This is a genomic window from Nocardioides ureilyticus (assembly GCF_051280745.1).
Lineage (GTDB): Bacteria > Actinomycetota > Actinomycetes > Propionibacteriales > Nocardioidaceae > Nocardioides.
The window spans coordinates 1-22,890 of sequence record NZ_JBNCOG010000024.1 but is presented as its reverse complement, the minus strand read 5'-3'; the positions used below and the strand labels follow the sequence as shown (position 1 = coordinate 22,890).

Below are 22,890 nucleotides of genomic sequence, written 5' to 3'. Positions count from 1 at the left end.
CGCCGGGGTGACCCCCGGCGGCCCCCTCCGCCGCGTACTCACGGGTGGAAGGGGGCGACGTGCCGACTGAGGAACCGACCGACCGCGAGCGCTTCGACGCGTTCGTGGTCGCGCGCACGACTGCCCTGACGCGCACGGCGTACCTGTTGACCGGGGACGCCCACCACGCGGAGGACCTCGTGCAGACGGCGCTGTTCCAGGCGGCCAAGGCGTGGCCGCGCATCTCCGGCGACCCGGAGCCCTACGTCCGCCGCATCCTCTACACCCAGAACGTCTCCCGGTGGCGGCGCCGACGGGTGGCGGAGACCGCGCTCGGCGCCCACGACGCCCCCGCGCCGGCCGTCGACCCCGACCTGCGGATCACCCTCGAGCAGGCGCTGGCGCGGCTGACCTCTCGGCAGCGGACGGTGCTGGTGCTGCGCTACTACGAGGACCTCACCGAGGTGCAGACCGCCCGCGCCCTCGGGATCGGCGCCGGGACGGTGAAGTCGACCGCCCGGCAGGCCCTGCGGCGGCTGCGTGCCCTGAGCCCCGAGCTCGGCGAGCTCGTCGGCGTGACGGCTGAGGAGGCGCGATGACCCTCCACGAGGAGCTCGCCCGGGTCGCCGACCGGGCGCCGGTGGCGCAGGTCCCCGCCGACACCTGGGACCGCGCCCGGCGCTCGCGGCGCCGCGAACGGCTCGGGGCGGCTGGCCTGGCCGCGGCCGTGGTCGCCGTCGTGGCGCTGGTGGCCGGACCCGGCCTGCCGACGGCGGATCCGCCCGTCGCCGACACCGACGTGGGCGGGCTGGGCGTGCCCGACCACCTGTACGGCGTGCCGGAGCGGCTGACGGAGCAAGACGGGTACGGCGGCTGGTCGGCCGACCTGGTCACCGACGAGCTCGCGGTCGGACGGGCTGCCGCGGCGTACCTCCTCGACAGCGGCCTGCCCGTGGTGGTCGACGCTGCCGAGGGCGGCTACCACCTGTTGGACCTGCCGGACTTCACCGGCAACCAGATGGTCATGGCCCACGGGCTCGCCCCGCCGGCGCTCGCCCTCTCCCCCGACGGGGCGCGCCTTGCGTACTCCTACGGTGTCATCGGCCCCGACGCGGCGACCGCGCCCATCCCGAGCGGCGTGCGGGTGGTCGACCTGGTGACCGGCGAGGTCGAGGAGGTGCCGTTGACCGCGGGCGAGGGCACCGCAGTCACCCGGTTGGCGTGGTCGCCGGGCGGCCGGTGGCTGGCCTGGGCGGGGCAGGTGGCCCGGAGCTGGACGGCGGGCTCCTACGGGCCGGACCACGACGTCGTCGGCCGCATAGGTCGCGACGGTGCCCCCGCCGGCAGCGTCCGCATCGACCACGACCAGCTGGCCCTCGCCGTCGGCGAGCGCGGCGTCGTCTCCTGGGTGGTCGACGGGCAGCTGCACCGGTGGGACGGCCAGGGCGATCCCCGGCGCACGCGCCTGCGCATGCCGGGCTTCCCTTTGACGGCCGCTGCGCTGCCGGACGGCGCGCTCGCCCTCGGCACGGAGGATCTCGCGGCCGTCCTGGTCGAGGACGGGGGGACGACGGCCATCGAGGCCGCCGGCAGCCTGCCTCCCGTCGGCGGCGGGTCCACCGACGCCCTCGGCGCGGTGGACGACCAGGTGCTGCTCCGCACGCGCTCCCTCGACCAGGCCCCGGGCGAGCTGCTCCTGCTCGACCGCGACGGCGGCTCCCGCGTCGTCGGGACGGTGGAGTCGGACGTGCCGGACACGCTCACCGTCGCCGTCGACCTGATGAGCCCGGAGGAGCCGACGGTGGCCCGGCCGGAGCCGGAGTGGCCCTGGTCGACCGAGCGGTGGGTCGCCACCATCGCCGTCGGGCTCGGCGGGGTGCTGCTGCTGGTGCTCCTCGTCCGCCGCCGCGCGTTGAATCGGGCCCTCTGACGGTCGAGTCAGGACCTCTGCCGTTCCACTAGGGAGGTATCACCAGCGCCTGTTCGAGTACGTCGCGCGCAGAACCTCGCGAAGCTCCGCCAGCCACCGATCGAGCGCCTCGCCGGTGAAGTCACCGGCGCGCACCACGATGACGGTCCAGCCGTGCTCGCGCAGCCAGGCCCGACGGCGCTCGTCATGCTCACGTTGCGCGGGACTCGAGTGGCCCTCGCCCCCGTCGTACTCCACCGCCACCCGCCGGCGCCGGTACGCGAAGTCGAGCCGGTACGTCGGGACCCCGTCGACGTCGACCCACACCTGCGGCTCCGGGAGCGGCAGGCCCGCGTCGGCGATCGCGAGCAGCACCCACGCCTCGCGCTCGGACTCGAGCCGGGGATCGACCAGGCCGGTCAGGCTCCGCAGCTGCACCACTCCACGCCGCCGGCGGTAGCGGCCGCTCTCCCGCACGAGGTCGCCCGCGGTGAGGCCGTGCAGCCGCGCGAGCATCACCATCGCACCGAAGGCCTCCCGGCGCCTGAGGCAGCAGCCGAGGTCGAGGGCGGTGCGCAGCGGCGTCGTGACCCGTACGCCGTGCACCGTCATCACGTCGCGCGGGGCCAGGTCGCGAGTGCGGCCGTCGACCCCCGGGAGCGTGGTCGGCTCGTGCCACCGCAGGGCGCACGACTCGATCACCGGCACGCCGTCGTGCTCACCATGGACGTGGGTGTCGACGCCGTGCAGCCAGGCAGCGGTGCGGTCCGTGATGACGTGGTGCTCGCTGACCACCTTCGCGACGGCACGGGCTCGCAGGTCGATGGTGTCGGGCAGGTGCGCGGCGACGTACACGCCTCGCGCCGGCGACCGGAGATCACCTTGTTCGAGTGCGCGCCTCAGATCGGCCGCGGTGAAGCCCAGTACGACCTGCTCGGCACGGGTGAACGGCTCGTCGGGCCAGACGGTCTCCATGCCGGGACGATGCGGCCGTCACCGCGGCCGCGGGGACGTCCGGCGACCCGCTGTGGACGAGAGCCGGACGAAGGCTGCCTGTGGACGACGGGCGGGCTCGGGGACCCTGACAAAGCCCCGACTCGACCGTCAGAGGTCCCGACTCGACCGTCAGAGGTCCCGACTCGACCGTCAGAGGTCCCGACTCAACGGGCGTGGAGGTGGGCGAGCTGCGCCCGCACCGAGAGCTCGGCCGCGCCCCACAGGACGGGGTCGACGTCGGCGTAGACCACCTCCACCACCCGGCGCGGCAGCTCCTCGGCCGGCACCTCGGCGCCGGCCAGCTGCTCCAGGGCCGCCTCGACCTGGGCCAGCCGCTCGCGCCGGTGGGCGATGTAGAAGTCCAGCGCGCCGAGGGCGTCGTCGATGACCGGGCCGTGGCCGGGCCAGATGGTGCGGGCCTCGTGGGTCTCGGCGAGCGCGTGGAGCCGGTCCAGGCTGTCGAGGTAGGCGCCGAGCTGCCCGTCCGGGTGAGCCACGACCGTCGTCCCGCGCCCGAGCACGGTGTCGCCGGTCAGCAGCGCGCCCTCCCCCGGGAGGAGGAACGACAGGGAGTCCGCCGTGTGGCCCGGCGTCGCCACGACGTGGACCTCGAGGCCGTCGACCTCGACGACGTCCCCACCGCCGAGGCCCTCCGAGCCGAGCCGGTACGCCGGGTCGAGCGCGCGCACCCCGCAGCCCACCCGGTCGGCGAACTCCCGCGCCGCCTCGGAGTGGTCGAGGTGGTGGTGGGTCAGCAGGACGACCCCGACCTCGCCGGCGGCCTCCGCGACCGCGTCGAGGTGCTCGAGGATCGAGGGGCCGGGGTCGATCACGACCGACCGGCGGGCGCCGGGCTCGCGGAGCACCCAGGTGTTGGTGCCGTCGAGGGTCATGATGTCGGCGTTGGGGGCGAGCACGCAGGTGCCCCGCTCGCCGAAGGTCCCACCGGACCAGGCCCCCGTCACGGGCGGCGCCGCTGTGTCGACCGCTGGGCCACGAGCGGCCGCAACCGGTCGGGCATCGAGAGCGTCCACCCGTCCTCGAGCGGCTCGACGCTCGGCGTGAACATCTCCACCGTCCGGTGGCCCGCGACCTCGAGCACCTCCTCGGGGGAGGCATGGGTGCCGATCTCCAGGCAGGTGAGGTACGTCGGGGGCAGCATCGCCAGCGCGCCGTCGTCGGCCTGCTCGGCCGCCACCCGCGCCGGCAGCCAGGTCACCGACGACGACTCGGTGGAGACGTCGCGGGTCCGCTGGCCGGCGGGGAGCCGGGCGACGAAGAACCAGGTGCGGTAGCGCTTGGGCTCGAAGACCGGCGTCAGCCACCCGTCCCAGGCGCCAAGGAGGTCCGTGCGCAGCACCAGGCCCCGGCGGTTGAGGAAGTCGGTCATCGCCAGCTCGCGCGACTCCAGCGCGGCCCGGTCGGCCTCCCAGTCCTCGCCGGTGGTGTCGTCGACGACCGTCTCCGCCGACGGCCCGGCGAGCAGGACGCCGGACTCCTCGAAGGTCTCGCGGACCGCTGCGCACACCAGCGCGCGGGCACGCTCCTCGTCGGTCCCGAGCCGGCGCGCCCACTCCGCCGGGCCGGGGCCGGCCCAGGCGACCGAGGCGTCGAAGTCGCGCCGGTCCACCCCGCCACCGGGGAAGACCGCCATGCCGCCGGCGAAGTCCATGGAGACCTGGCGGCGCAGCAGGTAGACCTCCGGGCCGGCGCCGTCCGAGGGGCGGAGCAGCACGACGGTCGCGGCGTCCCGGGGCTCGACCGGCGTGCGGTCCCCCGCGTCGTAGGCCCGGGCGACGTCGAGCAGGTGCTCGGGCAGCGGGACCGGCGGCAGCGGGATCCTCACGCGTCCGCCCGGACCGCCACGACCACCTCGACCTCGACGGGCGCGTCCAGCGGCAGCACCGGCACGCCCACCGCGGAGCGGGCGTGGACGCCGGCGTCGCCGAAGACGTTGCCGAAGAGCTCGGACGCGCCGTTGGCGACCCCGGGCTGCCCGGTGAAGTCGGGCGTCGAGGCGACGAACGCGACCACCTTGACCACCCGCTCGACGCGGGAGAGGTCACCGACCTCGGCGCGGATCGCCGCGATGGCGTTGAGCGCGCACTGCTGGGCGCACGCGTAGGCCTCCTCGGGACTCACCTCGCCGCCGACCTTGCCGGTGAGCAGCAGCTCGCCCGAGCGCATCGGCAGCTGGCCCGAGGTGAAGACCTGGTCACCCGAGCGCACGGCCGGCACGTACGCCGCCACCGGCGCGGCCACCTCCGGGATCTCGAGGCCGAGCTCGGCGAGGCGCTCCTCCGGCGTCGCGGGACTCTCCGGCACGGCTCAGCCCTCGACCGGCCGCTTGAAGTAGCCCACGAGGTTCTCCGGGTTCATCCCAGGCGCCACCTGCACCAGCTCCCAGCCGTCGGCCCCGAAGTTGTCCAGGATCTGCTTGGCGGCGTGCGTGAGGATCGGCGCGGTCAGGTACTCCCACTTCGTCATGGCCGCACCCTACTGCGGCCGGTCGAGGTCATCCCGTGGTCGGACGCGCGGGCGCCCGCCGCCGCCTAGGGTCGAGCCCGTGAGCGCGTACCTGCCCGTCCAGGGCCCTCCGCGGCGACTGGGCCCGCGGGGACGGGTGTGGTTCGACCGGCTGCTGGTCCTCGGCCTCCTGGCGCCGGTCCCGTTCCCGGTGCTCGCCGGTGACCCGGTGCCTGCGGTGCTCAGCGTCCTCGCGGTGCTGCCGCTGCTGTGGCGCCGCGCGCACCCCGTGGCGGTGTTCTGGGCCGTGACCGCGGTGCACGTGCTGCAGGTCTTCGTCGTCGACGAGCCGGTGCTCGGCCAGCTCGCCTGGCCGGTCGCGGTCTACTCCGTCGCCCGGTACGCGCCGGCCGCGCACGGGTGGGCTGCCCTCGCGGTGAGCGCCTGCGCCGCGGTGACGGCGGCGCTCGACTGGGGCGGCACGGCCACCACCATGCAGCTGGAGACGATCGTCGCCAACACGCTTTTCCTCGGCGCGGTCGCCGCGACCGCCTGGGCGCTCGGCACGCTGGGCCGCACCCGCCAGGCCTACGTCGACGCGGTGGTCGAGCGCAGCGAGCGGGTCGAGCGGGAGGCCGCCCAGCAGGTCGCGCTCGCCGCGGCCGACGAGCGCGCCCGGATCGCCCGGGAGATGCACGACGTCGTCGCCCACGGGCTGTCGGTGATCGTCGTGCAGGCCGACGGGGCGCGGTACGCCGCACGCACCGACCCGGCGGTCGCCGCGCGCACGCTCGAGACGGTCTCTGCGACCGGGCGCGAGGCGCTCACGGAGATGCGCCGGATGCTCGGGCTGCTGCGCGCCGAGGACGGCGAGGGCGCGCCGGCCCTCCGGCCGCAGCCGGGCGTGGGCGACCTGGACGCGCTGGTCGCCGAGGCGCGGACCGCCGGCGCCCGGGTCGACGCCCGTCTGCCCGGACCCGGCACCGCCGCCGACGTGCCCGACGGCGTGGGCCTCACGGCGTACCGCGTCGTGCAGGAGGCCCTCTCGAACGTCCGCAAGCACGCCGGGCCGGACGCCGCCGTCCGGGTCGAGGTCGCCGTGAGCGGCACGGCCAGCGGCGGCGGCCGAGTGGTCGAGGTGCGGGTCGAGGACGACGGCCGTGGCGCCGCGGCGGAGGACGACGGCCGCGGCCTCGGGCTGCTCGGCATGCGCGAGCGCGTCACCGCGCACGGCGGAACGGTCGAGGCCCGCCCCCGGCCGGGCGGCGGGTTCGCGGTGGCCGCCAGGATCCCACTGTGAAGACCCCGCCTGTGAGGATGCCGGGGTGAGCGACGTGATCCGGGTCTTCCTCGTCGACGACCAGCAGCTGGTGCGCGGCGGGTTCCGGATGCTCGTCGACAGCCAGCCGGACCTCGAGGTGGTCGGCGAGGCCGGCGACGGAGCCGAGGCGCTCGAGCGGCTCTCCGTGACCCGCGCCGACGTGGTGCTGATGGACGTCCGGATGCCCCGTGTGGACGGCGTGGCGGCCACGCGCACGCTCGCCCAGCGGCCGGACGGCCCCCGGGTCCTGATCCTCACGACGTTCGACCTCGACGAGTACGCGTTCGCCGCGATCAAGGCGGGCGCCGCGGGCTTCCTGCTCAAGGACGCCGGCCCCGAGGAGCTGCTGGGCGCGATCCGCGCCGTCCACGCCGGCGACTCCGTCGTCGCACCGAGCACCACCCGGCGGTTGCTGGACCGGTTCGCCGCCGTCCTCCCGGACCCGGCCGGCGCCACGCCCGCGGACGGCCGGCTCGGCGGGCTCACCGAGCGGGAGCGGGAGGTGCTCACCCTGGTCGGCCGCGGCCGCTCGAACGCGGAGATCGCCGCCGAGCTCGTGGTCGCCGAGGCGACCGTGAAGACCCACGTCGGCCGGCTCCTGGCGAAGACCGCCTCCCGCGACCGGGTCCAGCTGGTCGTCCTGGCGTACGAGACCGGGCTGGCACGTACGACCTGAGTCGTACGCCGGGTCCGTCCCGCGGTCGGACGACCCGCGGCCGCCGGGACGGGATCGTCGGAGCCATGACGACCACGCCTTCCCGCCCGCGCAGCGCACTCGCCGCGACCGCGCGCGACCTCACCCGTGTCCACGGCCGCGGCGACACCGCCGTGCACGCCCTCCGCGGCGTCGACCTCGACCTGCCCGCCGGCCGGTTCACCGCCGTCATGGGCCCCTCGGGGTCCGGCAAGTCGACGCTCATGCACTGCCTGGCCGGCCTCGACGTGCCGACCTCCGGCTCGGTGTCGGTCGCCGGCCGCGCGCTCGAGCAGATGGACGACACCGCGCTCACCGTCTTCCGCCGCGAGCACGTCGGCTTCGTGTTCCAGTCCTTCAACCTGCTGCCGATGCTGACCGCCGGCCAGAACATCGACCTCCCGCTCGAGCTGGCCGGTCGGCGCCCCGACGCCGCCACCCGGGCGCGCCGCGACCTGGTCGTCGACGTGCTGGGGCTGCGCGACCGGCTCGAGCACCGGCCCGGCGAGCTCTCGGGCGGGCAGCAGCAGCGGGTGGCGATCGCGCGGGCGCTGGTGACCGCCCCCGACATCGTCTTCGCCGACGAGCCGACCGGGAACCTCGACAGCGAGGCGTCGGCGGAGGTGCTGGACCTGCTGCGCCGCTCGGTGCGGGAGCTCGGCCAGACCGTCGTCATGGTGACCCACGAGCTCGACGCAGCGGCGTACGCCGACGACGTCGTCGTGCTCGCCGACGGGGAGGTCCGCGACCACCTCGTCGAGCCCACCGCCGACCAGCTGGTCGCGGTGCTGCGCGGGGAGCGGACCCGATGAGGACCGTGCTGCTCGCCTCGCTGCGCACCCACACCCGCCGCTACGTCGCGGCCACCGTCGCGGTCGTCGTCGGTGTCGCGTTCGTCGTCGTCACGGCCGCCCTGGCGTCCTCCGCCCGCAACGGCATGGTCGCCGGCGTGGAGCTCCCCTACCGCGGGGCCGACGCGGTGGTCGACCAGCTCGACGGGGCGACCGCCCAGGAGCTGGTGGGCGACGCCGCGGACCGCGGCGAGCGGGCGGCGGTGCTCGGCTGGACGCTCCAGCAGACCCGGGTCGAGGGCCGCCTGCTGCCGGAGCGGATCGACGTGGGCCCGCTCGCCGACAGCCCGCAGCTGCGCTGGCAGCGGCTCGAGGAGGGCCGGTTCCCGCGGTCGCCCGCCGAGGCGGTGGCCGACGTCAACGCCGCCAAGGGCGACGGGATCGCCGTCGGCGACGAGGTGGTCGTCGGCACCGGCAGCGACACCGCCGAGGCGACCGTCGTCGGCCTCGTCGACACGCCGTCCGCGAGCGTCGCCGCGTCGCTGTACCTGCCCTGGCCCGCCCTGGACCCGTTCCTCGACGAGCTGTTCGTCGACAGCGTCGCCTACGCCGGGGCCTCCGCGGACGTGCTCCAGCACAGGCTGGGCAGCGACGGGCGGGCACAGCCGCGGGACGCGTTCGTGGAGGAGCGGCAGACGCAGCTGACCCAGGAGGTCGACGTGGTCACCATCCTGCTGCTCCTCTTCGCCGCCATCGCCCTCTTCGTCGCGACGCTCGTCATCGCGAACACCTTCTCGATCCTCTTCGCCCAGCGCGCCCGCGACTTCGCGCTGCTGCGCTGCGTCGGCGCCTCCCGTGGTCAGGTCCGCCGCTCGGTGCGGGTGGAGGCGCTGGTGCTCGGTGCCGCAGCGTCCACCCTCGGCCTGCTCGTCGGTGCCGCCATCGGTGCCGGGCTGGTCGCCCTCGCCCGCGGCCGGGTCGACGTGATGGGCCTGGCGACGCCCTCCCCGCTGTGGTACGTCGCGGCGTTCGGCACCGGCCTGCTGGTCACCCTGGTCGCGGCGTGGCTGCCGACCCGGCGGGTCACCTCCGTCGACCCGCTGGCCGCCCTGCGGCCGCACGACGTCGACGTCCGCACCCGGGCCGGCCGGCTCCGGGTCGCCCTCGGCTGCGCCGTGCTGGCGGTCGGCGTGGGACTGCTCGCCCTCGCCGTGGCGAGCCACGAGGTCGTGCCGATGCTGGCCGGCGGGATGGCCGCCTTCAGCGGCGTGCTGCTCCTGGGCCCGGTGCTCGTCCCCGCGGCGGTGCAGGCCGCCGGGGGGCTGGCCGGCCTGGTCGCCGGCCGGCTGCCTGGTGGGGGCGGCGGTCCGGCGGTCCGGCTGGCCACCAGCAACGCGGTCCGCAACCCGCGGCGCACCGCGGCGACGACCGCGTCCCTGCTCGTCGGTGTCACGCTGACCACCGCCGTGCTGGCCGGGCTCGCCAGCTCACGCGACTCGGTCGAGGCCGAGATGGACGCGCAGTACCCGATCGACCTGGCGCTCGTCGCGGGAGAGGGCGCGCTCCCGGCCGACCTGCTCGCCGACGTGCGCGCGACCAGCGGCGTCGCGGCGGCCGTGGTGGCCTCGGGCGTCGACGCCCGGCTCTCCGACGGCGTGGGTCGGATCCCTGTCGTCGCGGCACCCGCCGACACGGCCCAGGCGGTCCACGGCAGCCCCGAGGTGGCCTCGCCGGAGCCCGGCGAGATCTGGGTCCCCTGGGACCTGGTGCCCGACCGGACCGACGGCGCACGGGTCGAGGTGGCGGTGGGCGGCCGGACGAAGGTGCTCCGCCTGCGCGGCGGCGAGGGCTGGGGCGAGGTGGCCGTGGTCGCGCCCGCGGTCCTCGCCCGGCTGGGCGAGGAGCCGAAGCCGCGGGCGGTGTGGGTGCGCGCCGACGACGACGCGGATGCCGAGGACCTCGCGGGCGACCTCGACGCCGTGGCGACCGACGCCGGCGCCGACCTGGTGAACACCCTGGGCGAGCGGTCGTGGGTCCACGTGCAGCTCGACGTGCTGACCGCGACCGTCGCGGCACTGCTGGGCATCGCGGTGGTCATCGCCCTGGTCGGGATCGGCAACACGCTCGGTCTCTCGGTGCTCGAGCGGGGCCGCGAGAACGCCCTGCTCCGCGCCCTGGGCCTGACCCGGCGGCAGCTCTCGGGCACCCTGGCCGCCGAGGCCCTGCTCCTCTCGGTCGTCGCGACGGTGCTGGGCACCGCCATCGGCGTGTCCTTCGCCTGGGTGGCGGTGCAGACACTGGTGACTTCCGCGGTCCCCGGCGCGGCGCTCGTCCTGCCTTGGGGCCAGCTGGCCCTGGTGGTGCTGCTCGCCGGGGTCGCCGGCCTGGCGTCCTGCGTGCTGCCCGCCCGGCGGGCGGCGCGGACGGCGCCCGCGGCGGGACTGACGCTCGACTGAGGTCCGGTGCCACCCTCGCCCCGGCGGGTCGAGGTGGCTCGTCGAGGTGGTCCGCCACCGGGCTGGTCCCCGTGGCTAGTCTCTCGGCATGAGCGACTGGCCCCGCGTGCAGCTGCACGTGGTGACCGGCAAGGGCGGCACCGGCAAGTCCACGGTGGCCGCGTCCCTCGCCCTGGCGCTCGCCTCGCACGGCCGGCAGGTCCTGCTGTGCGAGGTCGAGGGGCGCCAGGGGATCGCGCGGATGTTCGACGTGGACCCGTTGCCCTACGAGGAGCGCCGGATCGCCACCGGGTTGGCCGACGACCCCGCCGCTCCGGCGGCCGCGGCGCCGAGGGCCGCCGGCGTCGTGCACGCCCTGCACGTCGACCCCGAGGCGGCGCTGCTGGAGTACCTCGCCATGTACTACAAGCTCGGCCGCGCCGGCCGGGCGCTGGACCGGTTCGGCGTCATCGAGTTCGCCACCACCATCGCCCCGGGGGTGCGCGACGTGCTCCTCACCGGCAAGCTCTTCGAGGCGGTGCAGCGCAACAGCCGCAACAAGGGCGCCACCACGTACGACGCCGTGGTCCTCGACGCCCCGCCGACCGGCCGGATCGTGCAGTTCCTCAACGTCAGCGACGAGCTCGCGGGGCTGGCGAAGGTCGGCCCGATCAAGCACCAGGCCGACACGATGATGACCCTCTTCCGCTCGCCCCGGACCGCCGTCCACCTGGTCACCGTGCTCGAGGAGATGCCGGTGCAGGAGACCGCCGACGGCATCGCCGAGCTCGAGGCGGCCGGGCTCCCCGTCGGTGGGGTGGTGGTCAACCAGGTCCGGCCCCGCGACCTCGATGCCTCGGCGCTGGCCGCCGCGCGCGCCGGCACGCTCGACCGGGACCGCGTCGCGGCCGACCTGGCGTCGGTGTCGCTCGACGCGTCGCCGGCCCTGGTCGACGGGCTGCTGGCCGAGGCGCGCGACCACGCCGAGCGACGGGCGCTGGAGGACTCCCAGCGGGAGGTGGTCGCCGGCCTCGGGCCCCCGGCGTACGAGCTGCCCCGGCTGCCGGGCGGTGTGGACCTCGGCGGCCTGTACGGGTTCGCCGCCGAGCTGCGTGCGCAGGGCCTGGCATGAGGGGGCTGGCATGAGGGGGCGGGCGTGACGAGGAGCCGGACCCGGGTCGGCCCCCTGGCGGCGACCGCGCCGGCAGCGGGGGCCCTCGACGTCGACGCCCTGCTCGACGACCCCGCCACCGGGATCATCGTCTGCTGCGGGTCGGGCGGCGTCGGCAAGACCACCACGTCCGCGGCGCTGGCGCTGCGCGCCGCCGAGCGCGGGCGGAAGGTCGTGGTCCTCACCATCGACCCGGCCCGCCGGCTGGCGCAGTCGATGGGGATCGAGACACTCGACAACACCCCGCGGCCGGTCGCCGGCGTCGACCCGGCGGCGGGAGGCCGCCTGGACGCGATGATGCTGGACATGAAGCGCACCTTCGACGAGGTGGTGCTGAGCCAGGCCACGCCGGAGAAGGCGCGGCAGATCCTCGAGAACCCCTTCTACATCGCCCTGTCGAGCTCGTTCGCCGGCACGCAGGAGTACATGGCGATGGAGAAGCTCGGCCAGATCCACGCCGACGCACGCCGCGACGGCAGCTACGACCTCGTCGTCGTCGACACCCCGCCGTCCCGCTCGGCGCTGGACTTCCTCGACGCCCCCGAGCGGCTCTCGAGCTTCCTCGACGGCCGGTTCATCCGGCTGATGCTCGCGCCGGCCCGCGGGCCGGCGAAGCTGATGACGGCGGGCTTCGGCGTCGTCACCAACGCGCTGAGCAAGATCCTCGGTGGTCAGGTCCTGCGTGACCTGCAGACCTTCGTCGCCGCGCTCGACACGGTCTTCGGCGGCTTCCGCGCCCGCGCGCAGCAGACCTACGCGCTGCTGCAGGCCGACGGGACGGCGTTCCTGGTGGTCGCGGCGCCGGAGCCGGACGCGCTGCGCGAGGCGGCGTACTTCGTCGAGCGGCTCGACGAGGACCGGATGCCGCTGGCGGGCCTGGTGGTCAACCGGGCGAGCCCGGCCCCTCCCGAGCCGCTCTCACCGGACCAGGCCACGGCGGCGGCCGAGCGGCTGCAGGCGCAGGACAGCAGGTCGTTGACGGCGGGCCTGCTACGGCTGCACGCCGACCGGGTCCGCACGGTGCAGCGCGAGGCCGGGCTGCGTCAGCGGTTCACCGCTGCGCACCCGCACGTGCCCACCGCGGTGGTGCCGGCGCTGGCCGGCGACGTCCACGACCTCACCGGGCTGCGCCGGGTCGGCGAGCTGCTCGCCGCGGGACCCGACGGTCCCCCGTCCGATCACCGACCCGACGACTGAGCCCGACGACCGAGCCGACGGACCGCGTCATCGGGAGCGACGTCAGGCCGAGCCGACCGTGGTGGCGGTGGGTGCCTGGGTCGACTGCTCGCGGGCGGTCTCGAGGACCGTGCGCCACGAGGCGTTGGGACGGCGGCGCAGCAGCGCACGGCGCTCGCGCTCGGTCATCCCGCCCCAGACACCCCACTCGATCTGGTTGTCCAGCGCCTCCGCCAGGCACTCGGTGCGGACCGGGCAGCCGGCGCACACCTGCTTGGCCTTGTTCTGCTCTGCTCCGCGCACGAACAGCTGGTCCGGCTGTGCCGACCTGCACGAAGCCCGCGACGCCCAGTCCTCAACCCACATGATGATGTCCCCACATCTTGTTCCGAGATAGGTCCGCGCCCCATGACGCCTACCCGGGAGTTCCCCTGCACACAAAGTTAAAGGACCCGACCCCCAGCGCCACAGACACGTTCAGCCCAAGTGGCATGGTCACAAATGACTACGCCGGGGAGGTCATCTTTCGCCGGGTACCCCGCCGGCCACGTACTCTCGTGGTATGTCTGCCCCGCCCGAGCGTCTGTCCGCCTCCCGGGTCGCCTCCCACCTGGCCGTCATGCTGGCCGTCGCCGGCGTCCTCGGCGTGGTCGTCGCCGGCCTGGCCATCCCCTTCGCGGGGGTCGTGGGTGTCGGCGCGAAGAACGTCGCCCAGACGATGGACGAGCTGCCGGCCGAGCTCGAGACGGAGGCGCTGCCGCAACGGACCCGCGTGGTCGACGAGCAGGGCGACACCATCGCCGTCTTCTTCGACCAGAACCGGGTCAACGTCCCGCTCCGGCAGGTCTCCCGGACCATGGTCAAGGCGATCGTCGCGATCGAGGACTACCGCTTCTACCAGCACGGGGCACTGGACGTGAAGGGCACGATCCGTGCCTTCATCACCAACCAGGCCAACTCCGGCGTGGTCCAGGGCGGCTCGTCCATCACCCAGCAGCTGGTCAAGATGACGCTGGTCAACCAGGCGAAGACGGCGGCCGAGCGGAAGGCCGCCACCGACGACAGCTACGCCCGCAAGCTCCGCGAGCTGCGGTACGCCGTCGCCCTGGAGCAGCGCCACACCAAGGACTGGATCCTCGAGCGCTACCTCAACACCGCCTACTTCGGCGACGGCGCCCACGGCATCCAGGCGGCGGCACGGCACTACTTCAACGTCGACGCCCGCAAGCTGAACCTCAAGCAGTCCGCCATGCTCGCCGGCCTGGTCAAGAACCCGACCGACTACGACCCGACCAACGCGCCGGACCGTGCCCTGGAGCGACGCAACGTCGTCCTGGACCGGATGGCCCAGCTCGACATCGTGCCCGAGGAGCGGGTGGAGAAGGTCAAGGAGCGCCGCCTGGGCCTGCGCATCCAGCCGACCGCCAACGGCTGCGTGAACTCGCGGGCGCCTTTCTTCTGCGACTTCGTGCTCAGCTACCTGATGACGGACTCCGCGCTCGGGCGCACCCCCGAGGAGCGCAGGGGGCTGATCTTCTCGGGCGGCCTGACCATCCGCACGACCATCGACATGGAGGCCCAGGCCGCGGCCGACCAGGCGGTCTCCACCGCCGTCTACCCGGAGGCGCAGGCGATCGGCGGCCTGGCCATGGTGGAGCCGGGCACCGGCAAGGTCCGCGCGATCGCGCAGTCCCGGCCGATGGGTCGCGACAAGAGCGCGGGGCAGACCTACCTCAACTACGTCGTCCCGCAGAAGTACGGCGACTCCGCCGGCTTCCAGCCGGGGTCGACGTTCAAGGTCTTCGTCCTGGCGGCGGCGCTCGAGCAGGGCATGCCACTCTCGACGACGTTCAACGCCCGCGAGGAGATGGAGTTCGCCGAGGAGACCTTCGAGGACTGCGGTGGCCAGCCGTACGGCTACGGCACCTGGCCGGTGGGCAACTCCACGTCGTCGGGCGTGATGAACATGTACACCGGCACCCGGCTGTCGGTGAACACCTACTTCGCCCAGCTCGAGCAGGCCACCGGGATCTGCGCCCCCTACCGGCTGGCGAAGAAGATGGGCGTCGACCTCACCAACCCGGTGGGCGACAAGCCCGGCCTGGCCGAGCGGGTGCCGTCGTTCACCCTCGGTGTCGCCGACGCCAGCCCGCTGGAGATGGCCGAGGCGTACGCGACCTTCGGCGCCCGCGGCCTGCACTGCGACTCCCGCCCGGTGACCGCCATCGAGGACGCCCGCGGCAACGTGCTCAAGGAGTACGACGCCGCCTGCGAGCAGGTGCTCCAGCAGTCCACCGCCGACGCCGTCAACGACGTGCTCCGCGGCGTGATCGAGGGCGGCTTCGCCGCGCGCCAGCGGCTTCCCCAGGACGCCGCCGGCAAGACCGGCACGACCAACAACGGCCGAGCGGTCTGGTTCGTCGGCTACACGCCCAACATGTCGACCGCCGCGATGATCGCCGGTGCCAACGCTTCCGGCACCCCGCAGACCCTCGAGGGCGTGGACGTGGGCCCCGCGACGATCTACACCGCCTCCGGCTCCGCCTACGCGGCGCCGATGTGGGGCGACGCCATGCGGGGGGTCGTCGACAAGCTCCCCGACGAGCAGTTCGTCTACCCCTCCGGCGTCGCCGGGGCGGGCGGGTCGTACTCGGCGCCGCTCGACAGCGACGACGACGACTTCGACGACTTCGACTGACCCAGGCCGGCCTGGGCTGACGGCGGCACGGGGCGTCCCCCCGACGGGTGGGACGTCCGGCCCGGCTCAGCCGAGCTGGCGGCGGACCTCCGCGGCCACGGCGGCCCCGTCGGCGCGGCCCTTGACCTGCGGCTGGACGACGCCCATCACCTTGCCCATGGCTTTCATCCCCTCGTCGGCGGCGCCGACCTGCTCGACCGCCTCGGTGACGATGCGGGAGATCTCCTCGACCGAGAGCTGCTCGGGCAGGTAGTCGGCGAGCACGGCCGCCTCGGCGCGCTCCTTCGCGGCCATGTCGCTGCGGCCGCCGTCGTCGAAGGCGATCGCCGCCTCGCGCCGCTTCTTCGCCTCGCTGGAGAGCACGTCCACCACGTCGGAGTCGGTGAGCTCGCGGTGCTCCTTCCCGGCGACCTCGGCGTTCGTGATGGCGGTCAGCGCCATCCGCAACGTCGAGGAGCGCACCTCGTCGCGTGCCTTGATGGCGGCGGTGAGGTCGGTGCGCAGGCGGTCCTTCAGCTGGCTCATGCACGCCATTGTGGCAGCCTTGCCGGGTGCCCCCGCTGCCCGCCGTCGCCCGTGCTGCCGGCCTGGTCACGGCCGCGGGCGGGGCGCTCGGCGGCACGCTCGCGGGGTACGCCGTGTGCGAGGCGCGGGCCTACACCCTGCGGCGGGTCGAGGTGCCGCTGCTGCCCGCGGGGCACCGACCGCTGCGGGTGCTCCACCTCAGCGACCTGCACCTGACGCCCGGCCAGTGCCGCAAGCAGGAGTGGCTTGCGGGGCTGGCCGACCTGGCGCCGGACCTGGTCGTCGACACCGGCGACAACCTGGCCCACCGCGACAGCGTGCCGGTGCTGCGCCGGTCCCTCGGGCGGCTGCTGAACGTGCCGGGCGTCTTCGTGCTCGGCTCCAACGACTACTTCGAGCCGACCTTCCGCAACCCGGTGCGCTACCTGCTGCCCGACGACGGCCGCCGCCACACCGACACCGGCGAGCTGCCCTGGCGGGCGCTGCGCGCCACGTTCACCGACGCGGGGTGGGTCGACCTCACGAACCGGACGGCGACCGTCCGGGTGGGCGACACGACGTTCGGCTTCGCCGGGGTGGACGACCCCCACCTGGGCTACGACCGGCTCGCCGAGGTGACCGGCCCGGCCGGTGCCGACCGATCGGCCGACGTGCGGCTGGGTGTCGCGCACGCGCCGTACCTCCGGGTCCTCGACGCGTTCGCCGCCGACGGCTGTGACGGCATCCTCGCCGGCCACACGCACGGCGGGCAGGTCTGCCTCCCCGGCGGGCGCGCGCTCACCACGAACTGCGACCTCGAGCCGGCCCGGGCCCGCGGCCTGCACCGGCACCCCGCCGACTCCCGCCCCGGCGACCCGAGTTCGTCGTGGCTGCACGTGAGCGCCGGCCTCGGCACCAGCCCCTACGCCCGGGTCCGGGTCGCCTGCCGGCCCGAGGCCACGCTGCTGACCCTCACCCCCCGCCGCTGACCCCTCCCCGTCGAAGTGGGACCCCGCACGGTCGACGTGGGACCCCCGCACGGTCGAGGTGGCGACCACGCACGGTCGGCGACCCGATACGGGCGGCCCGATTGGGGAGGGCCCGCTCGGCTCCGGTATGCTCCGATGCTCGTGAGCCCGGCGTCGTCCGGTGCTCGCGGATCGGGCTGTGGCGCAGCTTGGTAGCGCGCCTCGTTCGGGACGAGGAGGCCGCAGGTTCAAATCCTGTCAGCCCGACAGCAGGGCCCGGATCCGGTGGGAGCACCACGGGGTCCGGGTCCTTCCTCGTCCCCGCTCCTCTCGCGTGCCAGACTGGCGCGCATGGATGGCAACGACCGCGGCAAGGATGCTCCCAGCCTGGAGCCGCCCTCGCTGTTCGGCCGCAAGCGGCGCCGCGGCCGGGCGGAGGAGCCGGCCCCGGAGGCACCGGTCCCCGCCGCCGAGGCCCCGCCCGAGGAGCCGCCGAGTCCCCCTGAGGAGCGCCCCGTCCCGGTCCAGGAGGACACCGTCCCCCTCCAGCGGCGCCCCGCGCCCGTCGAGAAGCACACCGTCCCGCTCGCGGAGCCGACCGGCGCGCGGCCGCTCCACGCCCCCGACCCGGAGCCGCCGGCGTTCGCGGCCGAGGTTCCGGTCGAGGAGGACCCCGCCACGGTGGCCGCCGCCGAGGAGCCGATGACGGTCACGGAGGGGCGGTCGTCGCGTTGGCGTCGCACCCCCCGCGAGGAGACGACCCGCGACCAGGCGCACCGGCCGCCACGGGAGCGCCCGGTCCGGGCCGCTCGCGTGGTCAGCAACGTCAACGGCATGGTCGCCGCGGCTCTCACCGGCCTGGTGGTGGGCCTCGGCACCGTCCTGCTGACCTGGGCGTCGCTGGGCGTCTGCGAGGTCGCCACCGGCACGACCTCGTGCGGGGACCCCGGTTTCTTCCTGCTCGTCGCGGTGCTCGTCGCGATGACGCTGGCGGGCTCTGCCCTGTTGCGCCTCTTCGACGTCCCCGACGCCGGGTCGACCAGCTTCTTGGCCGTGGGCCTGCTGACCGTGCTGATCCTGCTCTTCCTCGTGGAGTCGCTCTTCAGCTGGGCGATGGTCGTGGTGATCCCGCTGCTCGCCGTCGGCACCTACGTGCTCTCGCACTGGGTGACGACCGCGGTCGCCGAGGAGGACTGAGCCGGCGGTCAGCGCGAGGCGACGACCAGCTCGGCGATCTGCACCGTGTTGAGCGCTGCGCCCTTGCGCAGGTTGTCGTTGGAGACGAAGAGCGCCAGCCCGCGGTCGCCGTCGACGCCAGGGTCCTGCCGCAGCCGCCCGACGTACGACGGGTCCTTGCCGGCCGCCTGCAGCGGGTTCGGGACGTCGGTCAGCTCGACGCCGGGCGCCCCGGCGAGCAGCTCCCGCGCCCGCTCGACGGTCATCGCCCGCTCGAACTCGACATTCAGGGCCAGCGAGTGGCCGGTGAAGACCGGCACCCGCACGCAGATCCCGGAGACCCGGAGGTCGGGGATGCCGAGGATCTTGCGGGACTCGTTGCGGAGCTTCTGCTCCTCGTCGGTCTCGTGCAGCCCGTCGTCCACGATCGAGCCGGCCATCGGCAGCACGTTGTAGGCGATGGTCCGCACGTACTTGTCCGGCTCGGGGAAGGCCACGGCCTCGCCGTCGTAGGCGAGCTCACGCGCCTTGTCCCCCGCAGCCGCCACCTGGCCGGCGAGCTCCTCGACGCCGGCGACGCCGGAGCCGGAGACCGCCTGGTAGGTCGAGGCGATCATCCGGACCAGGCCGGCCTCGTCGTGCAGCGGCTTGAGCACCGGCATCGCGGCCATCGTCGTGCAGTTCGGGTTCGCGATGATGCCGCGGCCGGCCTCGATCACCGGCCGGGCGGCATCCGGGTTGACCTCGGAGACCACCAGCGGGATGTCGGGGTCCTTGCGGAACGCCGAGGAGTTGTCGACGACGATGACGCCGGCGTCGACGAACGTCTGCGCCAGGTTGCGCGACGTGGTCGCCCCGGCCGAGAAGAGCGCGATGTCGAGGCCGCTCGGGTCCGCGGTCGTCGCGTCCTCGACCGTGACCTCGCCGCCGGCGAAGGGCAGGACCGTGCCGGCGGAGCGCGCGGAGGCGAAGAAGCGGACCTCCTCGGCGGGGAAGCCGCGCTCCTCGAGGATCTGGCGCATGGCGACGCCCACCTGGCCGGTGGCGCCGACGATCCCGATGCGGGTCATGTCTTGTTCCTTTCGGGGTCCCCGCCGCGTTGTCGCGGAGGAGCGGAGCGGGGGAGTGAGAACGTGGTGGGGCTCAGCGCCCCGTGCCTCCGTAGACGACCGCCTCGACCTCGTCGGCGTCGAGGTCGAACGCCGTGTGCGTCGCGCGCACCGCGTCGTCGACCTGCGCCTCGTCGACGATCACGGAGATCCGGATCTCGGAGGTCGAGATCATCTCGATGTTGACACCGGCGGACGCGAGCGAGGCGAAGAACCGGGCGGTGATGCCGGGGTTCGAGCGCATGCCGGCGCCGATGAGCGACACCTTGCCGACCTGGTCGTCGTAGAGCAGCTTGTCGTAGCCGACCTCGTCCTGGATCCGCGCGAGCGCGCCCATGGCCGCCTGGCCGTCGCTGCGCGGCAGCGTGAAGGAGATGTCGGTGAGGCCGGTCGCGGCGGCCGAGACGTTCTGCACCACCATGTCGATGTTGACCTCGGTGCCGGCCAGCGTCTCGAAGATCCGAGCCGCCTCGCCCACCTTGTCGGGCACGCCGACCACGGTGATCTTGGCCTCGCTGCGGTCGTGGGCGACGCCGGCGATGATCGCCTGCTCCATGGGCTCTTCTCCCTCTTGCGGCTCGGGGATGATCCACGTCCCCTCCTTCTGGGAGAAGGAGGAGCGCACGTGGACCGGCATCTTGTAGCGGCGGGCGTACTCGACGCACCGCAGGTGGAGGATCTTGGCGCCGGAGGCCGCCATCTCGAGCATCTCCTCGGCGGAGACGCGGTCGAGCTTGCGGGCGGCGGGGACAATCCGCGGGTCGGCGGTGAAGACGCCGTCGACGTCGCTGTAGATCTCGCAGACGTCGGCGCCGAGGGCCGCGGCCAGGGCCACGGCCGTGGTGTCGGACGCGCCGCGACCCAGCGTGGTGACGTCCTTGGTGTCCTGCGAGACACCCTGGAAGCCGGCGACGATCGCGATCGCGCCGTCCTTGATGGCGGCCTCGATCCGGCTCGGGGTGATGTCGATGATCTTGGCCCGGCCGTGGGCGGAGTCGGTGATGACGCCGGCCTGGGAGCCGGTGAACGACTGCGCCTTGTGGCCGAGCTGCGCGATCGCCATCGCCACCAGCGCCATCGAGATGCGCTCGCCGGCCGTCAGCAGCATGTCCAGCTCGCGCGGCGGCGGCAGCGGCGTCACCTGCTCGGCGAGGTCGCGCAGCTCGTCGGTGGTGTCCCCCATGGCCGAGACCACGACGACGACGTCGTGGCCCGCCTTGCGGGTGTTGACGATGCGCTGGGCGACCCGCTTGATGCCGGCCGCGTCGGCGACCGACGAGCCGCCGTACTTCTGCACGACAATGCCCACGGTGGGAGTCCTCGGGTTCGGGGGAAGGTGGCCGGGCCCGAGTCTACCGAGGAGCCGGGGTGCCTCCGTCGCCGATCTCACGAGCCCGCAGCTGCTGGGCCAGCATGGCCTCGGCCGCGGCGAGCGCGTCGTCCTCACCGGGCACGTCGCGGTCCAGCCGGTCGTGGGAGACGACCGACAGCAGGGCGTTGAGCGCCGCTCCCGCGAGGTTGCCCCAGGAGGAGACGTAGGAGAACTGCCACCACCACAGCGCCTCCTCGGTGTTGCCCTCCCGGAAGTGCCGCAAGCCGGTCTCGAGGTCGAGCGCGATGCTCGCCAGGTCGTCGGAGAGCTGGCTCTCGACGACCTCGGGCGCGTACGGGTCGAAGACCAGGCTGTAGGTGTCGACCGGCTCGAGGAGGGCGGCCAGCCGCATCCGGAGCGCGTCGAGGTCGCTGTCCGGCCCGATGTCGGGCTGGTACTCCGCCCGCGGGGTGAAGTCCCGCTGCGCACCGAGCCGGGCACCGGCGAGGAGCGCCTGGCTGATCTCGAGCAGCAGCATCGAGATCGCCCGGCCGGGCTCCTCCTCGCGGGCCACGGCGCGCAGGGCGATGAGGAAGCTGGCGGCGGAGTCCGCGATCTGCTGGGCGAAGGCCTGGGTGGCGGGGTCGACGGCGCCGACGGCCTCGTCGGCGCCCGGGTCGCGGGTGGTGAGCTCCGCGATCGCCTTGTCGACGTCGAGCGGTGGCTCGTCGAGATCGGGGAGCGCCCCCGCCATCACCGCCTGCTCGAGCAGGGTGGTCGGGTCGGTGTGGTCGTGGTCGTCAGTCATCTGCGCTCCGTCTTCCTGCGAATGCTCGGCCGAGCGTGACCTCGTCGGCGTACTCCAGGTCCCCACCCACGGGAAGTCCACTCGCCAGGCGGGTCACGCGCAACCCCAGCGGCTTCAACATCCGGGTGAGGTACGTCGCCGTCGCCTCGCCCTCGAGGTTCGGGTCGGTGGCCAGGATGGTCTCGACGATCGTGCCGTCGGCCAGACGCTGCATGAGCTCCCTGATCCGCAGCTGGTCCGGCCCGATGCCGTCGATCGGCGAGATCGCCCCGCCGAGGACGTGGTAGCGGCCCCGGAACTCCCGGGTGCGCTCGATCGCCACGACGTCCTTGTACTCCTCCACGACGCAGAGCACCGAGGGGTCACGCCGGGGGTCCCGGCAGATCCGGCACTGCTCGTCCTCGGAGACGTTGAAGCAGATCGAGCAGAACTTCACCTTCGCCTTGACCTCGACGAGCACGTCGGCGAGGCGGCGTACGTCGGTCGGGTCGGCCTGCAACAGGTGGAAGGCGATCCGCTGCGCGCTCTTGGGACCGACCCCGGGCAACCGGCCCAGCTCGTCGATCAGGTCCTGGACGACACCCTCGTACAAGTGCGGTGGCCCCTAGAAGCCGAGCTGGCCCAGCGGGTTCCCGCCGGGTCCCTCGTCGCCCCCGCCACCGGCGAGCGGCCCGAGCGTCTCGCCGGCGAGCGCGTCGGCCTGGGACTTGGCGTCGCGGTAGGCGGCGACGACGAGGTCACCGAGGTCGGCGAGGCTGTCGGCGTCGCCGCCGTCGAAGCTGCCGGCCTTGACGTCGACCTTCACCAGCTCGCCGACGCCGTTGACCTCCACGGTCACGAGGCCACCGGCGACGGTGCCCTGCACCGTCGTGTCGGCGAGCCGCTCCTGGGCCGCCTGGAGCTGCTGCTGCATCTGCTGCGCCTGCTGCAGCAGGGCGTTCATGTCGAGTCCGCCGCCGCCGAGGGCGTCGAAGGGGTTCTGGCTCATGGCGTGTTCCTTCGGTGTGTGGTGGTCATGGGCGGATCAAGGGACCGGTGCCCGCTCGTGCGGATCTCAGAGGGCCGTCTCCCGCCGTGTCGTCGGCGGCCGGTCGGCGGCCGGGTCACTGGTGCCGGATCTCCTCGATGACGTGTGCGCCGAGCTCGCGGGCGAGCAGGTCGGCGCCGGCGAGGCCGTCGCTGTCGGCGTCGAGGTCGTCGGGATGGGCGTCGGCGTCCGGGTCGTGCAGGTCCTCGGGCGGCGGTGCGCCCGGGCCACCCGGCCGGGTCTGCTGGATGCGGGCACGGGCGGCGGCGATGGCCCGCGGGTCCGTCGGCGAGTCGGCCGGCCGGTCGGCGTGGTGCTCGGGCGCGGGCGGCGCCTCTGCAGGCGGCGGC

Annotated in this window: 23 protein-coding genes, 1 tRNA gene and 1 pseudogene; 12 read left to right on the top strand and 13 right to left on the bottom strand. The window is 74.3% G+C overall.

Annotated features, from left to right (window positions below):
* The first annotated feature begins 59 nt into the window (after positions 1-59).
* Positions 60-578 carry a SigE family RNA polymerase sigma factor gene (locus tag ACSMHG_RS13845; RefSeq protein ID WP_435746050.1) on the top strand — a complete coding sequence of 173 codons (519 nt, stop codon included), beginning with the start codon at positions 60-62 and terminating at the stop codon, positions 576-578.
* Positions 575-1,909: a WD40 repeat domain-containing protein gene (locus tag ACSMHG_RS13840; RefSeq protein WP_435746048.1), complete on the top strand. Its 1,335-nt coding sequence runs from the start codon at positions 575-577 to the stop codon at positions 1,907-1,909. The genes ACSMHG_RS13845 and ACSMHG_RS13840 overlap by 4 nt, the downstream gene beginning before the upstream one ends.
* Before the next feature lie 39 nt (positions 1,910-1,948).
* Here the strand turns inward: ACSMHG_RS13840 and ACSMHG_RS13835 are convergent, their stop codons facing one another.
* The 5 genes from ACSMHG_RS13835 to sp36 all read right to left on the bottom strand — a co-directional run bounded on the left by ACSMHG_RS13835 (position 1,949) and on the right by sp36 (position 5,371).
* Positions 1,949-2,863 carry a type IV toxin-antitoxin system AbiEi family antitoxin gene (locus ACSMHG_RS13835; RefSeq protein WP_435746045.1) on the bottom strand — a complete coding sequence of 305 codons (915 nt, stop codon included), beginning with the start codon at positions 2,861-2,863 and terminating at the stop codon, positions 1,949-1,951.
* A gap of 185 nt (positions 2,864-3,048) precedes the next feature.
* On the bottom strand, positions 3,049-3,849 hold the full coding sequence (locus tag ACSMHG_RS13830) for an MBL fold metallo-hydrolase (protein ID WP_435746043.1): 801 nt from the start codon (positions 3,847-3,849) through the stop codon (positions 3,049-3,051).
* Positions 3,846-4,730, bottom strand: coding sequence for an NUDIX hydrolase (locus ACSMHG_RS13825; RefSeq protein WP_435746040.1), 885 nt, complete (start codon positions 4,728-4,730; stop codon positions 3,846-3,848). The genes ACSMHG_RS13830 and ACSMHG_RS13825 overlap by 4 nt, the downstream gene beginning before the upstream one ends.
* Complete coding sequence (locus ACSMHG_RS13820; RefSeq protein WP_435746037.1) at positions 4,727-5,209, bottom strand: RidA family protein; 483 nt, start codon at positions 5,207-5,209, stop codon at positions 4,727-4,729. The genes ACSMHG_RS13825 and ACSMHG_RS13820 overlap by 4 nt, the downstream gene beginning before the upstream one ends.
* Positions 5,210-5,212: 3 nt before the next feature.
* Positions 5,213-5,371 carry a Sp36 family protein gene (sp36, locus tag ACSMHG_RS13815; RefSeq protein WP_091025199.1) on the bottom strand — a complete coding sequence of 53 codons (159 nt, stop codon included), beginning with the start codon at positions 5,369-5,371 and terminating at the stop codon, positions 5,213-5,215.
* A 79-nt stretch (positions 5,372-5,450) separates the two neighbouring features.
* Between sp36 and ACSMHG_RS13810 the strand changes: the two genes are divergently transcribed.
* The 6 genes from ACSMHG_RS13810 (at position 5,451) to bagB (ending at position 12,959) form a co-directional block, all read left to right on the top strand.
* On the top strand, positions 5,451-6,650 hold the full coding sequence (locus ACSMHG_RS13810; protein ID WP_435746034.1) for a sensor histidine kinase: 1,200 nt from the start codon (positions 5,451-5,453) through the stop codon (positions 6,648-6,650).
* Positions 6,651-6,684: 34 nt separating this feature from the next.
* Positions 6,685-7,347: a response regulator gene (locus ACSMHG_RS13805; protein WP_435746124.1), complete on the top strand. Its 663-nt coding sequence runs from the start codon at positions 6,685-6,687 to the stop codon at positions 7,345-7,347.
* A 65-nt stretch (positions 7,348-7,412) separates the two neighbouring features.
* On the top strand, positions 7,413-8,177 hold the full coding sequence (locus tag ACSMHG_RS13800; protein WP_435746032.1) for an ABC transporter ATP-binding protein: 765 nt from the start codon (positions 7,413-7,415) through the stop codon (positions 8,175-8,177).
* Complete coding sequence (locus ACSMHG_RS13795) at positions 8,174-10,612, top strand: FtsX-like permease family protein (protein WP_435746029.1); 2,439 nt, start codon at positions 8,174-8,176, stop codon at positions 10,610-10,612. The genes ACSMHG_RS13800 and ACSMHG_RS13795 overlap by 4 nt, the downstream gene beginning before the upstream one ends.
* Positions 10,613-10,700: 88 nt before the next feature.
* Positions 10,701-11,723: an ATPase BagA gene (bagA, locus tag ACSMHG_RS13790; protein WP_435746027.1), complete on the top strand. Its 1,023-nt coding sequence runs from the start codon at positions 10,701-10,703 to the stop codon at positions 11,721-11,723.
* A 24-nt stretch (positions 11,724-11,747) separates the two neighbouring features.
* On the top strand, positions 11,748-12,959 hold the full coding sequence (gene bagB, locus ACSMHG_RS13785) for an ArsA family ATPase (RefSeq protein ID WP_435746025.1): 1,212 nt from the start codon (positions 11,748-11,750) through the stop codon (positions 12,957-12,959).
* A 42-nt stretch (positions 12,960-13,001) separates the two neighbouring features.
* Here bagB and ACSMHG_RS13780 read toward each other — a convergent pair whose 3' ends face one another.
* The gene (locus ACSMHG_RS13780) at positions 13,002-13,304 is read right to left on the bottom strand and encodes a WhiB family transcriptional regulator (protein WP_435746023.1); all 303 of its coding nucleotides are present in this window, start codon (positions 13,302-13,304) and stop codon (positions 13,002-13,004) included.
* A 196-nt stretch (positions 13,305-13,500) separates the two neighbouring features.
* On the opposite strand from ACSMHG_RS13780, the gene ACSMHG_RS13775 reads away from it, so the two are divergent.
* Positions 13,501-15,636, top strand: a complete 2,136-nt coding sequence (locus tag ACSMHG_RS13775) for a transglycosylase domain-containing protein (protein WP_435746020.1) — start codon at positions 13,501-13,503, stop codon at positions 15,634-15,636.
* A 66-nt stretch (positions 15,637-15,702) separates the two neighbouring features.
* Here ACSMHG_RS13775 and ACSMHG_RS13770 read toward each other — a convergent pair whose 3' ends face one another.
* Positions 15,703-16,161, bottom strand: a complete 459-nt coding sequence (locus ACSMHG_RS13770) for a GatB/YqeY domain-containing protein (protein WP_435746018.1) — start codon at positions 16,159-16,161, stop codon at positions 15,703-15,705.
* Between the two features lie 26 nt (positions 16,162-16,187).
* Between ACSMHG_RS13770 and ACSMHG_RS13765 the strand changes: the two genes are divergently transcribed.
* From ACSMHG_RS13765 to ACSMHG_RS13755, 3 genes are all read left to right on the top strand, one after another.
* Positions 16,188-17,129: a metallophosphoesterase gene (locus ACSMHG_RS13765; RefSeq protein WP_435746015.1), complete on the top strand. Its 942-nt coding sequence runs from the start codon at positions 16,188-16,190 to the stop codon at positions 17,127-17,129.
* Positions 17,130-17,301: 172 nt separating this feature from the next.
* Positions 17,302-17,375 (top strand) — tRNA-Pro (locus ACSMHG_RS13760).
* Between the two features lie 84 nt (positions 17,376-17,459).
* Complete coding sequence (locus ACSMHG_RS13755) at positions 17,460-18,305, top strand: hypothetical protein (RefSeq protein WP_435746013.1); 846 nt, start codon at positions 17,460-17,462, stop codon at positions 18,303-18,305.
* A gap of 8 nt (positions 18,306-18,313) precedes the next feature.
* Here ACSMHG_RS13755 and ACSMHG_RS13750 read toward each other — a convergent pair whose 3' ends face one another.
* The 6 genes and pseudogenes from ACSMHG_RS13750 to ACSMHG_RS13725 all read right to left on the bottom strand — a co-directional run.
* Positions 18,314-19,354 carry an aspartate-semialdehyde dehydrogenase gene (locus tag ACSMHG_RS13750; RefSeq protein WP_435746011.1) on the bottom strand — a complete coding sequence of 347 codons (1,041 nt, stop codon included), beginning with the start codon at positions 19,352-19,354 and terminating at the stop codon, positions 18,314-18,316.
* Positions 19,355-19,427: 73 nt separating this feature from the next.
* A complete protein-coding gene (locus ACSMHG_RS13745) occupies positions 19,428-20,702 on the bottom strand; it encodes an aspartate kinase (RefSeq protein ID WP_435746008.1) in 1,275 nt (424 codons plus the stop codon).
* A 43-nt stretch (positions 20,703-20,745) separates the two neighbouring features.
* Positions 20,746-21,513: a DUF5063 domain-containing protein gene (locus ACSMHG_RS13740; RefSeq protein ID WP_435746006.1), complete on the bottom strand. Its 768-nt coding sequence runs from the start codon at positions 21,511-21,513 to the stop codon at positions 20,746-20,748.
* A complete protein-coding gene (gene recR, locus ACSMHG_RS13735; RefSeq protein WP_435746004.1) occupies positions 21,506-22,105 on the bottom strand; it encodes a recombination mediator RecR in 600 nt (199 codons plus the stop codon). Before recR ends, ACSMHG_RS13740 begins: the two co-directional genes overlap by 8 nt.
* A gap of 12 nt (positions 22,106-22,117) precedes the next feature.
* Positions 22,118-22,501 carry a YbaB/EbfC family nucleoid-associated protein gene (locus ACSMHG_RS13730; protein WP_435746001.1) on the bottom strand — a complete coding sequence of 128 codons (384 nt, stop codon included), beginning with the start codon at positions 22,499-22,501 and terminating at the stop codon, positions 22,118-22,120.
* Between the two features lie 115 nt (positions 22,502-22,616).
* Positions 22,617-22,890 (bottom strand): annotated as a pseudogene (locus ACSMHG_RS13725) (DNA polymerase III subunit gamma/tau); the annotation flags it as partial.